11 protein-coding genes and 1 pseudogene are annotated in these 13132 nt (G+C 43.8%); 7 read left to right on the forward strand and 5 right to left on the reverse strand.

Features of this window, described 5'->3' with window-relative positions:
• From C900_RS12895 to C900_RS12915, 7 genes and pseudogenes are all read left to right on the forward strand, one after another.
• Positions 1 to 357: hypothetical protein (locus C900_RS12895; protein WP_040496735.1), on the forward strand; the 357-nt coding region annotated here is incomplete at its 5' end.
• 1 nt (position 358) lies between these two features.
• Positions 359 to 1363 carry a DNA-methyltransferase gene (locus C900_RS12900; protein WP_009580372.1) on the forward strand — a complete coding sequence of 335 codons (1005 nt, stop codon included), beginning with the start codon at positions 359 to 361 and terminating at the stop codon, positions 1361 to 1363.
• Positions 1364 to 1661: 298 nt separating this feature from the next.
• On the forward strand, positions 1662 to 1958 hold the full coding sequence (locus C900_RS12905) for a type II toxin-antitoxin system HigB family toxin (protein WP_009580373.1): 297 nt from the start codon (positions 1662 to 1664) through the stop codon (positions 1956 to 1958).
• Between the two features lie 11 nt (positions 1959 to 1969).
• Entirely contained in the window at positions 1970 to 2338 is a 369-nt protein-coding gene (locus C900_RS12910) for a helix-turn-helix domain-containing protein (RefSeq protein WP_009580374.1), read from the forward strand.
• A gap of 482 nt (positions 2339 to 2820) precedes the next feature.
• Positions 2821 to 2955: pseudogene (locus C900_RS31020) on the forward strand (cupin domain-containing protein); the annotation flags it as partial.
• A 30-nt stretch (positions 2956 to 2985) separates the two neighbouring features.
• Entirely contained in the window at positions 2986 to 3123 is a 138-nt protein-coding gene (locus tag C900_RS30615) for a hypothetical protein (protein WP_009580375.1), read from the forward strand.
• Positions 3120 to 3374 carry a DUF4287 domain-containing protein gene (locus tag C900_RS12915; protein WP_009580376.1) on the forward strand — a complete coding sequence of 85 codons (255 nt, stop codon included), beginning with the start codon at positions 3120 to 3122 and terminating at the stop codon, positions 3372 to 3374. Before C900_RS30615 ends, C900_RS12915 begins: the two co-directional genes overlap by 4 nt.
• 607 nt (positions 3375 to 3981) lie before the next feature.
• On the opposite strand, the gene C900_RS12920 is transcribed toward C900_RS12915, so the two are convergent.
• The 5 genes from C900_RS12920 to C900_RS12945 all read right to left on the reverse strand — a co-directional run bounded on the left by C900_RS12920 (position 3982) and on the right by C900_RS12945 (position 13131).
• Positions 3982 to 5520, reverse strand: coding sequence for a glycoside hydrolase family 32 protein (locus tag C900_RS12920; protein WP_009580378.1), 1539 nt, complete (start codon positions 5518 to 5520; stop codon positions 3982 to 3984).
• A 67-nt stretch (positions 5521 to 5587) separates the two neighbouring features.
• Positions 5588 to 6484 carry a carbohydrate kinase family protein gene (locus C900_RS12925; protein ID WP_009580379.1) on the reverse strand — a complete coding sequence of 299 codons (897 nt, stop codon included), beginning with the start codon at positions 6482 to 6484 and terminating at the stop codon, positions 5588 to 5590.
• Positions 6481 to 7824: a sugar porter family MFS transporter gene (locus C900_RS12930; protein ID WP_009580380.1), complete on the reverse strand. Its 1344-nt coding sequence runs from the start codon at positions 7822 to 7824 to the stop codon at positions 6481 to 6483. The genes C900_RS12925 and C900_RS12930 overlap by 4 nt, the downstream gene beginning before the upstream one ends.
• A 196-nt stretch (positions 7825 to 8020) precedes the next feature.
• Positions 8021 to 10762 carry a hybrid sensor histidine kinase/response regulator transcription factor gene (locus tag C900_RS12935; RefSeq protein ID WP_009580381.1) on the reverse strand — a complete coding sequence of 914 codons (2742 nt, stop codon included), beginning with the start codon at positions 10760 to 10762 and terminating at the stop codon, positions 8021 to 8023.
• Between the two features lie 1046 nt (positions 10763 to 11808).
• Complete coding sequence (locus tag C900_RS12945) at positions 11809 to 13131, reverse strand: sialidase family protein (RefSeq protein WP_009580382.1); 1323 nt, start codon at positions 13129 to 13131, stop codon at positions 11809 to 11811.
• Between the last annotated feature and the right edge of the window lies 1 nt (position 13132).

Here is a 13132-nt window from a genome sequence, read left to right on the forward strand (position 1 = left end):
CTTACAAAGGAAATAGTTCGGTTTATAAAAAATCATTACACTAGGGCACTAGCCAAACTAACGAAAGATTACATACCTGAAATAATAAATACATTCGATTCTGCTTCAGAAACAGAAAAACCCGGTGTTGCATGGGCTTTATCAATAGCAGAAAATCTTAATTTAAATGATTTGCTGCCAACATTGAAAGATTTAGATTCAAAACAATGGATCGCATATATATTAGGCAAGCAAGGTAGCCAAAAGCATTTAAGTGAAATTGAAAATTTAAAAAATCAAGACTCTGAAGTATACTTTGCAGTAACAGTGCTATGGAAGATAATGACAAGTTGGGTCTATAACCTCAAAGAATATTAAAATGAAAACTAAATATCTATATAAAACTAATCTTGGAAAAGCCTATGTTGGTGATTCACTGAACCTTTTAGATGAAATTGCTCCAAACTCTATTGATTTAATTGTCACTTCTCCACCATTTGCACTTCTTAGGCAAAAGGAATATGGAAACAAAGACCAAAATGAATATGTAAACTGGCTTTTGACATTTACCAAAAAAGCACATAGTATCCTTAAAGATACAGGTAGTATAGTAATCGATTTAGGCGGAGCTTATAAAAAAGGAGTTCCTGTACGCTCTCTTTATAACTACCGATTCCTCATTCGTGCATGTGATGAACAAAATTGGCATCTTGCAGAGGAATTTTTTTGGTTTAATCCAGCAAAATTACCTTCACCAATAGAATGGGTTAATAAAAGAAAGATAAGAGTAAAAGATTCTGTAAATACAGTTTGGTGGTTATCTAAAAAAGAATTCCCAAAAGCTGATGTCAAAAATGTTTTGATTGCCTATTCTGACCGAATGAAGAAACTTTTAGATTTAGGCACCAAATATTATGACCCTAAACTTCGACCCTCAGGACATGATATTAGTGAAGGTTTCAACAAGGACAACGGTGGAGCTATACCTCCAAATATTTTACCAATTCCAAATACTGAGAGTAATTCTCAATATTTGAAACATTGCAAAAATTTAGGAGAGAAAGGGCATCCTGCTAGATTTCCTGCGGAATTGCCTGGATTTTTCATAAAATATTTAACTGATCCAGAGGATACTGTACTTGATATTTTCGCAGGATCAAATACTACCGGCTGGGTAGCAGAGCAACTAAATAGAAGGTGGATTTCTTTTGACTCTGACCATAATTATTTAGCAAATTCCGCTTTCCGATTCTTGAATGGTATAAATCATGATCTGATTAAAGAAATTCATCAGAAATTATTATCAGGCAAACATGTAGGATTGGACATTAGAGATTTGATCCCGACTTTATTCTATGAACCGAGAGAAGCTTACGGAAAATAAACCCGACTCAAAGCAGCCGCACAAGCCAAGGCTTGTCAAAGAGTGTGTCTGAGCCAACGCACGGACAGAAAAGAAGAAGCACGAAAGCACAACACGCAATAAAAAACATAGGGCAGAAAGTGCTAAATTTGAACGACGTAACATTTAATAAACGGCTCGGTAGCTTGACAGTTAGGTGCTTCGAAATGCCCTACGTTTCTTATTGCCAAAACGTTGCCAACCATACTGCAAAATTCCACATCAAAAGTTCCCAATTCAAGAACTATTCGTTATCTTTGCTCGTAAACAACAGAAGTTAGTGGAAAGGATATTTGCGAAAAGTACTTTAAGAAAATATTGGGAAAAACATGCAGACGTTGAACAATACCTAAAAACCTGGTATGATACCGCTATGAGTTGCGACTGGAAAGATCCAAGCGATGTCAAAAACACTTATGCTAATGCGTCTATATTAAAAGATAGTAGAGTAGTTTTCAACATTAAAGGAAATTCGTACAGACTCGTAACAAAGTTCAACTTTGAAAAGCAGTGGATATTTATCCGGTTCATCGGAACTCACGCAGAATATGATAAAATTGATGCTAACGCGATTTAAAAATAACAGACATGGATATTAAACCTATCAGAACTGAAGCAGACTATCAAAAAGCTCTTGAAAGACTTGAGGTAATATTTGATGCGAAAATTGGAACACCAGAAAGCGATGAGGCTGACGTGTTGGGACTTTTGATTGATGAATACGAAAAGAAACATTATCCGATCGAAGCTCCCGACCCAATTGAAGCCATTAAAATACGAATGGAAGAAATGCATTTAAAGCAAGTTGATCTAATAAAGGAAATCGGTGGGAAAAGTAGAGTGTCCGAGATTTTGAATCGGAAAAGGAAATTGACTGTAGACATGATTAGAAACCTTGCAGCGAGACTCAATTTATCAGCCGGGCTGCTAATCAGGGATTACCAAATAACTAAATGAGAAGGGTTGGCAACAAACGATATGAACGCATGCCTCAAACTGCCCATTTGAAACTGAACTGCAAATCCGCTACTTTAAAAATGGTTTTAAATAAGTCCAGGGGCCCGCGTCATATCTGGACGTTAGGTTTCATGTCATGACGTAGAATCTTACCGTATTTACTTGTACTATAGCAGTTGGCATTGCTATCTCGTAACTTTGCGAAATGTACTATCGAAGGAAATTGTTACTAGGGATTTTAGAGGAATTTGAGGGGGTATTGTCTCATACAAAGCTTCAAAAAATACTATTATTAGTGACTAGTGTTAAGTTAAGCATACTTTAGCCATACCAAGCTTTGTTCTTTTTGTCCCATGCTGCCTTAAAAAATACTTACGTAGCTATGGCTATGCTCATATTTTTTGCGTTGCCTGGAACAAAAATAACTGCAACTTATACGGCACAGTACACTTAACTCAACACTAGAAAGCATCGGCAAAAATCTGAACCTTCATTACCACAAGGAACTTACCGAAACATTTACTATTTTAAGTGGGGGCTTCGAGTTTCATGTCAGTGGTGAAGAATGTGAATTGAGTGTCAATGACACAGTGGTCGTTAAGCCAAGGGAAACCCTTGGGTTTCGAGCCTTGCAACCGAATAGTAGAATGTTGATATCCTTTAGTGACAGTTTCAATAGAGACGAGTTTTTTATTGAGCTGGCGGATCGCATAAATAGTGGGGGACAACTGGATGCTGCGCAAGATACAGCATTTTATGCGCATTTTGACCAATATTATGTATGAACATTAAATTGAAAACCAAATCAAAAAAAAGATGTCATTTCAAAACCTACCTGAAGAACATTCAGGAAAAAACCGGAAAATCCCCTTCTGATTTTGAAACACTCGCCGCTGAAAAGGGGTTTACCGAAGCAGGCAAAATAAAAAAGGATATAAAAGCCACCGAAATAATCAATTGGCTAAAAGAAGACTACGACTTAGGCCACGGACACGCTACTGCTGTCTATGCCTATATCAAGGGTAAACGAGCATAAAGTCCATTATAAAAATAACTAACCGCCAGCTCAAAGCAAATAGCTGAAATACCCACAAAATAAACCTGGAGGGAGATTGCTTTCAAGCGTTTTGATTAAATATGAGTCAGGTGTTCTAAGGTATTGCTCCCATAACATTCGCTGGTTTAACAGGAGAAACATGTGTTTCATTTTGCATTACCCACTCATCTTCCTCCTGAGAGCTTCTGGGAGGGCAATGTGCTTAAGTTAAGGATATCATCCCATCCCGATTTTATACATTTCATGTCGGGTAGAGGCTTGCAGAAGTAACTGCTTCAAAGGTGCATGGATCTCTCCCTCTGGTCCCCGAGGCCAAGCTCGGGACAGGCGAGATGACCATATTTCTTAAAACAGTTTTTTCTTAAATTAATAGCATTGCTGGAATGGGAAAGGTAGGTCCTCTTCATTACATACCCCTTTGTTGGCTCCACCAACAGACTCTCCACACGACATAACGCAAGGCCACAACTTGTACCTTCAATCGGACAAGGGCTCGTATGGACATTTTGCATCTGCAAAAAAAGCAAAAAGACCCGGACAAAAACTGCCCAGGCCTTTTCTTCATAAGGGGGATAGGGGTTGATCGCTACCAGATCGAGTGGACCGGGTATATTTTAATGTTCTTCAACTGTGCTTCTCCTGACGCTTTGATGGTTAGCTTGTTCAGTGGCTCCTTTGAGAAAAATAGCTCTGTTATCACCTGCTCTCCATTATTGATAAATATCTCCACCGAAGATTCATCTTTGAAAATCCGGATATTGAAAGCGGTGGGATCAAAGATCAGCGGTGCGTGATGGGCCTCGTTGAAGGTTTCGGAAAAAGAGGTGTTTCCTGCTTTCGACCGGTCGAATATGACCTTATTCTTTCCAGGGTCAATAGACCATGTTATCGACTCTCCGGCCTCATTTTCCAGTGTAAAATCAAGTACACCCATGCTGGCTTGCACAACATCTATATTAATTTCTGCCAGGTCTATACTTTTCTTAAGAGTATATTCGCTGTTGGTCAATTCCATATCGGGAGTTTCGGTTGCTTCACTCCGTAAGCTGTTTAGCGCTTCTACGGGTTCGCTTTTGATTCGTATTTGTTCCCCTTGCTGATATAGGCTAAGCTTTCTTGGTACAGTCATCGCGCTACGCCATTTTTCAGTGGGTACTACCTGACCGTACGCCCAGTTGCTCATCCATCCCAAGAAGATCATTTCCTCACCGGGAACATTGCTCCAGGTCACACCGGCATAATTGTCTGCGCCATGGTCGAGCCACAGTGTGCTGTCCTGATCGGTGGTGAATGTTATTCCGTCAAAACTCCCAACAAAATACTGTGTTGCAGAACCGCCATAAGGCCCGCCTGGGTTGATGCTGACCAGAAGTACCCATTTTTCATCACCATTGTAGTTAAGAGGAAACAGGTCCGGGCATTCCCAGACACCTTCGTGAGCGCCCAAATTGTAGCCAAAGTCACTTTCTTTGATCCAGTCGAGCAGGTTAGGGGAGGAGTAGAAGCTGATGTGGTCTTTTACGGCTAAAGCCATGACCCATTTCTCTGATGACTCGTGCCACCTAACTTTCGGGTCCCGGAAATCTTTGATCCCCGGGTTCTTTAATACCGGATTGCTGTCATATTTGGTCCATGTTCTGCCTCTGTCGGTGCTGTAGGCAATTCCCTGGGTTTGGTAAATATCACTTCCTTCCTTTTCCAGCACAGCATCATGATAGGTGTATATGGCTACCAAAGGAGGATTTTCGTTTGTGCCCAGTCCGGAAGTATTCAGGCTGTCATACACCGCGCTGCCGGAAAAGATATACCCCAGGCTGTCGGGATACAGAGCTATCGGTAAATGTTCCCAGTGTACCAGGTCTGTGCTTATGGCATGACCCCAGTGCATCGGCCCCCACACAGTGCTGTCCGGATAGTATTGATAAAAGAGATGATATTCCCCATCGAAATAGACCATTCCATTAGGGTCATTCATCCATTTTTCCTCGGGAGAGAAGTGGAATTGGGGCCGGTACTTTTCAGCATAGTAGCCGTCTTTTTCAACGGTGTCTTCTGTTTGTCCTTCCATAGAGCTTTTCGAGCACTGTATGAATAAGATCAGGATCAAGGGTAAAAAATATTTCATACGTAAAGTCGTTAATCGTTAATCGTTAATCGTTAATCGTAAATCTTCAATCGTAAATCATCAATCCCTAATAATCAGTCAATAGTATCTCCTGGATAACCTGTTCGGTGATCACTGGTGTAGCGCCCACTTGCGAAGCTACATAAGCGCCCACGGCACATGCATATTTCAACCTCGATTCGGGGGGGCGGTTGCCCAGGCGTTGGGTTAGCAATGCCGCTAAAAAGGCATCGCCACTGCCGATGGTATCTGCCACTTCCACAGTGTAACCACGGTGGCTGTACAGGTGACCGTTTTCCAGAAGCTTTGCTCCCTGATCGCCAAAAGTGACGCAGAGCGTTTGCAGTTGAAAGCGCTTCGATAGCTCCTCCATTTGCTCTGCTACATCCGTACTGCCGGAATACCAGGAAGATATCAAAGTCAGCTCTGCATCGTTCATCTTGACCATGTGCGCAGCCTTCATCAGTTGCTCGATGCGATCGGGAGTATAATGAGGCGTCCTCAGGTTGACATCAAACACGCAATAAGCGGCTCTCCTGAGCAGTCGCTCCAGGGTTGCTGCCGATATCTCATTTCTGCTGGCCAGACTACCATACAATAAAACCTGTGATCCTGTAATGGCATTTTCAAGGTCGTCATCTCCTGAAATGAAATCCCAGGCTACCGGAGCATTGATGGTGTACTTCACATCCTTCGGATCGGAGGTGTCTGCATCAACGGTTCCGGTGGGATACACGTCATCGGCCTGTATGTATGAAGTATCTACTCCCTTTCCTGCAATATAGCGTACGATATCGTCCCCCAGCGCATCATTACCCACCCGGCTGATGATGGCAGCGGAGATCCCCAACTGGTTCAGGTGAACAGCCACATTCATCGGAGCGCCCCCGGGCATCATACCACCCGGCAGTTTGTCCCAAAGAACTTCTCCAAAGCATACGACCGGTGTTTTTGAAGGTGTCATAACGTTGCGAGTTCTTTTTTCTTAACAGTAAGCTCTTCCGAAAGCTCTTCCAGCGATTTTCCTTTGGTTTCAGGCATCATTCGCCATACATATATCAGTTGGAAGAACATCATCAGCCCAAAAAAAGCAAAGATCATGGACGGATCGAATGCACTGACCACTACCGGGAAGATATTGGCGATCACCGCGGCCATAAACCAGTGGATAAAGCATCCGAAAGACTGGCCCAGCGCCCTGACATCATTGGGGAAGATCTCCGAGATGAAGACCCATATTACTGCCCCCTGCGACATGGCAAAGAATGAAATATAGGCAAACAGGTACAAGGGAACGGCCCCAAAAGATTCGGCATAAAAAGAGTACGAAACCAGTCCGAGTGTAGCGATCAACCCAAAAGAACCGATATACATCAATAGCTTTCTTCCTGCCCGGTCTATAATGGCCATGCCTATCATGGTAAAAATGAGGTTGAGCAGTCCTATACCTGAAGTGGAAAGCAATGCCGAACTGGTGCCCAACCCGGTAAGGTTGAATATCCTCGGGGCGTAGTAAATGATGGCGTTGATCCCTGAAAGCTGGTTGAACATGGCAAACAGGAAGACTAATAAAAGTTGAAAATTGTATTTGCCAGTCATTATGTGTCTGAAACCGGTTTTTACCTCTTTGGAAATACTTTGTTTGATAGCGGTAATAGAATTCTCCACTTCGGCGGGGTTGATCAGTTCCAGCACTTCCCTGGCTTCTTCCTCATTGCCTTTTTTTACCAGCAGCCAACGCGGACTCCTCGGTACGCGCAATACCATGATCAGGAAAAACAGAGCCGGAAGGGCTTCAATCCCCAGCATCCACCGCCAGGCTTGCTCGTTGATGCCTTCCAGTAAATAATTGGAGACATAGGCGATCAAAATTCCAAAGACCACATTGAACTGGAACATGGCCACCATAGTGCCCCTGTTTTTAGCCGGAGCGATTTCCGAGATATACATAGGCGCCACTACTGACGAAGCGCCCACGCCTATGCCACCGATTAGTCTGAAAAACATAAATAGATACTGGTCGGTGGCCAGCGCTGAACCAAGGGCTGATATCAGGTACAGTGCAGCAACCCAGAAAAGCGTTTGCTTTCTACCAATGGCGTCAGCCGGAATGCCTCCGAACAACGCGCCTATTACAGTACCGTATAAGGCAATTGCCACAGCCAGTCCGTGGCTGAAGTCGTCTAGCTGCCATACCTTTTGAATGGCCTGCTCGGCGCCTGAGATCACGGCTGTGTCGAATCCGAATAGGAAACCGCCCAGCGCGATGGTGACAGACCAATATAATACTCGTGAATTCTTCATTGGAGAATGGGGTTAAATGGTAAAGGCAATTTAAGAACGGATTGCTGCAAACGATTTCAATCTTATTTCAAAAGATTATGGTTTTGTAAGTATTGAAAAATAGGGCTGAATGACAATTTTAGGCCGCTTTTCGGAATAAATACCGATCACAATGGGGATGGGGCTTTAGATTTTGTTTCAAATGTTCAAAATTGAATCAGTTGGCAGACAGGCTGTTTTTGTATTCTGAAGGGGTGAGTTTGAACTTTGCTTTAAAGGCAGTGGAAAAGTAGGCCGGTGAAGAAAAACCCGATTCATAGGCTATCTCTGAAATGGTCAATCCATTGCCCTGCAGCAGGCTTTTGGCTTTGCTTAGCCTTGCATCATTAAGGTAGTCATGCACGCTACACCCCAGCATGTTTTTCACCTTGCGGTATAACTGCACTCTGGACATACCAAGTTCTTCACTGATGGACTCTACATTGAAGTCAGTATTCGCCAGGTTGTTATTAATGAGGGCTTTAAATTGCCTCAGGAAACGTGCATTCAGATCTACATCTGCCTGGGAGTTCTCCCTGCCATTCGTATGGTATTCTGCATAGTGGCTTTTAAGGATCTCGCGATTTCTAAGCTGTGTTTTTATACCTTCCAAAAGCAAACTCAGCCGGAAAGGCTTGGTGATGTACAGTTCCGCACCCGACCTCAGCCCTTCGAGTTGGCTGCTTTCCTGGTGAGTAGAGGTGAGCATGATCACCGGAATGTGTGATGTTCGCATGTCGCTCTTTATCCTTTTGACCAGACCAAAGCCGTCCAGTTCGGGCAGAGACAGGTCTGTTACGACCAGGTCGGGAACCTGTTCCAGTACCTGTTTTAAGCCCTCTGTTCCTGTGGTGGCGGTGATTACACTGAAGTATTCACTGAGGGAGTTGATCAAAAATTGTCGCAAATGTTCGTCATCTTCAACAATGAGTATGGTATTTTCCTTTGCTTCGGAAGCATGGGCAGAAGACAGCATATACGTATTGAACTCCCCAAGCCCCATGTGATTGTCATCGTTGATGATTGCAGGCTCTTCATGAGTAAGCTCCGTTTCTTTGAAGTGTGCATTTCCCTTTTTTAGCCTTACGGTAAATTTTGTGCCGACATGCTGTTTACTCTGTACACTTATTGACCCATGATGCAATTCGATAAGATCTTTGGACAGAGCCAGTCCCAATCCGGTACCTTTTCCTTTGTTATTTTCCCCTACATAAAACCGGTCAAACGCATGCAGTACATGCTCATCAGACATACCCCGGCCATTATCTTCAATTTCAATATCCACAGTAGTATCACCCTCGCTGACGGTAATGTGAACGAAACCTTTTTCGGAAACGAATTTAAAAGCATTGGAAAGCAGGTTGAACAGCACCTTATCGATCATATCCTTGTCGAACCACACTTCAATAGCACTTGCTTCATGTTTGAATTGTAAATCGATATTTTGAGCGTTAGCCACCTTTCTGAAGAGGCTCACAATATCTTCGATAAAGGTCATCAGCTCATTGGAAGATGCGCGGACCTGAAGCTTGTTGTTTTCAATCTTTCTGAAATCCATGAGCTGATTGATCAGCCTGAGCAGCCTTTGCGCATTCTTATATACCATTCCCAGTTCCTCTCTTTCTTTTAGCGACCTGTTTTTCTGCCGCAGCATCTCCTCCACAGGTCCCAGGATCAAAGTCAGCGGAGTTCTGAATTCGTGAGAGATATTGGTAAAAAACTTAAGTTTGGCTTCGTTGGCGTCTCTTACCTGCTGAGAGGCCTGCTCTATCTGTTCGTTTTTCTGCTTGAGCTTTTTGTTGATCTGCTGCTTCGAATGCAATAATTTGATGAGTATGATAGCCAACACAAGAATAAGGACCAAACCACCTGACACCATATATAAAATGATGCGTTGGGATTTGTAAAGACTATGCTGTTCGGCTATCAACTTTTGCTGTCTCATAATACTCTGCTGCTGACTCAATATTTTGTCTGCCTGAAGCTTCAACGTACGAACATTGTCTGAATGAATGGCCGTAGTCAGCAATCTATGATCTTTAGCCACCGGGCGGCCTTTCAGGATATCCATAGCCAGCCGTATGGCATCATCACCTCCGGTAGGGTAGAGGAAGGTAGCGTCAAGCACGCCCTCGGTCACCATTTCCAGGCCACCACCGCTGCCAGGAAGCCCATCAACGCCATAGATACTGACCTCTTTTCTTCTTTTTTTCTCGAGCAAAATTTCGTGTGCGGCCTTACCCATTTGGTCGTTATGGGCGAAGATCAGATCAATATCCAGCGTGTCAATAGCGGTACCTAAACTGGCGTGCGCCTTCTCATATTGCCACTCTCCGTTAATGGTGGCCACAATTTCAAAAGCATCATTACCCGCCAGGCCTTCAATAAATCCCCTGTGCCTGTCAATGGCCGGGGTGGAGCCTGACAGCCCCCATATTTCAAGTATTTTGACTGAGTCTTGAACGAACGATTGTAAGGCATATTCGGCCGCAGCCTTACCTATTTCAAAATTATCCGCACCGATGTATGCCGTGTACAGGTTAGAATTCGACTTGCGGTCTGTAATGATCAAAGGGATGCCTGCATTATAGGCTTGCTCTATGTAAGGCGTAACAGGCCCGGCTTCGTTGGGAGATACAATGAGTATGTCAACATCGGCCTGTATAAACTCTTTGATGTGTTGAATTTGCTTTGTATTATTATCCTCAGCATCTTTTATGATTAACCTTGCGTTATCATAAAACGACAACTCCCTGTACATGTCATCATGCATGGCTTTTCGCCACAGGTCGTTACCTGTACATTGGGAAAATCCTATGACAATTTCTTCATTACCGCTTTTGCAACTATAACACAATATTGAAAGTGAGATCAATGCCAATGCCGGCCACACTTTACAGCACACTATTCTCGCCATCATGAGGTCAATTTAACATCTTTTTTGCGAGTATGCTTCCTCTTCGTCTGAAATTAAGCATAAGTCGGAACAATTTACCCGATGAGTGTCTCCTCAAAGCAAGCCTCATCTGATGAATAAGGTGCGACAGTTGAAAGGCCGAAGTTCGAATAGGGATTTTAACTTAACGGGAGTTCGATGTAATAGTACCGATTAAATTGTATTCGTATCTAAAAACAGATCAAAAAAACCTCTTTAAGGTCATTCTGCCTGTCCCGAACTTGCCTTCCGGGAGGTACGAAGAATCTTACTAAGTTCAAGGATACTACCAACAACTTAGTAAGATCCTTCCTCACGTCAGGATGACTGCCCTTTTTTAAGTATTTTATATCGAACCTACGTTAAATTATTACTTAGTATTCGTAAGAAAACCCTAAGTGGCTTTAAGAAAACGTTCCCGCCAAAGGGCTATAGCCGTTAACTTAAGCATCCCGGTAGGGATGCAATATTAGTAGCCCGGGGTGAAGCCCCGGGATAGGATTAGATTTTTTTATGCGCCACATTCAAGCTTGGGAAGATGAGAAGGCTATTTTGGCGCATCCATGCTTACTAAGGTAAATGCTTCGAACTCATTCCTGCCATGTGTGCCAAGGAAGCCTGTGTTCCATGGTTGGGCCTTCCTATGGCACACTCAACTTCTCGTTTAAACCCGGGGCTTCACCCCGGGCTACAAAGATTTACCCCCTCTGGGGGCCTCTGGGGCTCGTTTTCTCTTAAGTTAACGGCTATGGCCAAAGGGCGGGACGAAGTGCCAAAAAAAGGTAATCCAGTACAGTTGTTACTGTTGTCGGGAAGAGCATGTTTGGACGAGCATAACGCAGACATTGGAGTTTTCTTGGAGACACTACTTACAGCCTGTGATATCCATAAAGTATCGCACTGAAGCTTGCAGGCCATGCCAGACTGATCAGTAATTCAGCTCATTTAAAAAAATCCTGCCACCGTATTTAAGAACGGTGGCAGGATTTTTTTAAATACTACTAAGGTACGACTGAGCTATTTACCAGCTATCAGGGTAAGTACACCTTCAAATCGACTGTAGCATAGTAAATCCCTTTTTTTTGATGTTTTTTTTGTGTCCAAGCTACCAGCAGCTTGTGATCTTGTAATACCGTCACCACAGGGTGCGATGCTTCAGCAGCGTTACGTGTGACATTGATTGTTTTGATGTTGCTGCCAGGCTCCCTTACCTGCATCATAATCAGCGATCCTGAGTTTTTTTGAGCATGGTGTGCATTGTTTCCATGTGAGCCGCTATGATGCTGCTCCTCTGAGTGACCTTGAAATTCATCCCAAACCACTGCCAGAGCGCCTGAAGGCAGGCTGATCATTTGAGGATGCCGTGCTGTTTTGCTGATCTTTTCGCGAGTGGTGAAGGTCTGGCCGTTATCAGTAGAACTCACATGGTAAACGCCTTCATCTCCACCGGCTGTAAACCACACAGCGTGCAGCCCATGCCGGTTGACTGCCAGGGAAGGACCTGTGTGCGGACAACCCTCTATTGCCCAGTTGTCTTCACTGATCCGTTTTGCATTGCTAAAGGTCTGGCCTCCGTCATAGGAAATACTGTGCACCATATCCCTGACCTGTCCCATAAGAGTGGGAGGGAAGAGTATATCCCGATAGGCGATATGGACATTTCCGGCCGGGTCAACAAACAGGTCTGTCCGGCAACATTCGCAGGTGCTTTCACCTACCTGTTTGTCGAGACCAAACCCTGTACCTTCTTCCGTTTTATCAAAAAATATAACTGACCCTGTAGAAGCATCACCAAATCGGCCATCCAGCCATATCGCCCCAACTTCACCATCGGGAAGTGTTGCTATGTCAAAGAAGCTTCTGCCATAGGTTTTTGCCGTATCATCATGCAGGTATTCGGGGCTGGTCCAGGTTTTACCTTCATCAGAGGAGAGCGAATACATTATGGAACCAGCAAAACGATTTTCTTCTGTTGGATGTTTAATGGCAAACATGGCTACAACAGTACCGTCTTCTTTGAAGGCTATTTTATTCATGCTCTCATCATGTGCACGTGTACCTGTGGAAGAAGTAACAGTGACAGGTTCTCCGAAGCGTTGGTGTAATGCTTCGAACGTGGCAAACTTCATCACATGGCCTTCCTTATCACTGATCTTTTCGGTCCAGCATAGTACAGGTTGCTGTAGATGATCCATTGTGAAATAGGCCCCGGAGGCGTCAGCAGTATCGACTGATATCAAGGAAGAAGTTTCCCGGGCATGCGGTGAGCCGGTGCTGATCTGGCAGCCGGAGATCATTCCCGTAATGGAGACCAGGAATACCGCCAGGGTTATGATTTTATTGATCGGTTGCATG

The organism is Fulvivirga imtechensis AK7 (assembly GCF_000331535.1).
Taxonomy (GTDB): domain Bacteria; phylum Bacteroidota; class Bacteroidia; order Cytophagales; family Cyclobacteriaceae; genus Fulvivirga; species Fulvivirga imtechensis.

Coding starts and splice junctions, on each gene's coding strand:
- C900_RS12900 (WP_009580372.1), top strand. CDS start 359: ATGAAAACTAAATATCTATATAAAACTAATCTTGGAAAAGCCTATGTT.
- C900_RS12910 (WP_009580374.1), top strand. CDS start 1,970: ATGGATATTAAACCTATCAGAACTGAAGCAGACTATCAAAAAGCTCTT.
- C900_RS30615 (WP_009580375.1), top strand. CDS start 2,986: ATGTTGATATCCTTTAGTGACAGTTTCAATAGAGACGAGTTTTTTATT.
- C900_RS12915 (WP_009580376.1), top strand. CDS start 3,120: ATGAACATTAAATTGAAAACCAAATCAAAAAAAAGATGTCATTTCAAA.
- C900_RS12920 (WP_009580378.1), bottom strand. CDS start 5,520: ATGAAATATTTTTTACCCTTGATCCTGATCTTATTCATACAGTGCTCG.
- C900_RS12925 (WP_009580379.1), bottom strand. CDS start 6,484: ATGACACCTTCAAAAACACCGGTCGTATGCTTTGGAGAAGTTCTTTGG.
- C900_RS12930 (WP_009580380.1), bottom strand. CDS start 7,824: ATGAAGAATTCACGAGTATTATATTGGTCTGTCACCATCGCGCTGGGC.
- C900_RS12935 (WP_009580381.1), bottom strand. CDS start 10,762: ATGATGGCGAGAATAGTGTGCTGTAAAGTGTGGCCGGCATTGGCATTG.
- C900_RS12945 (WP_009580382.1), bottom strand. CDS start 13,131: ATGCAACCGATCAATAAAATCATAACCCTGGCGGTATTCCTGGTCTCC.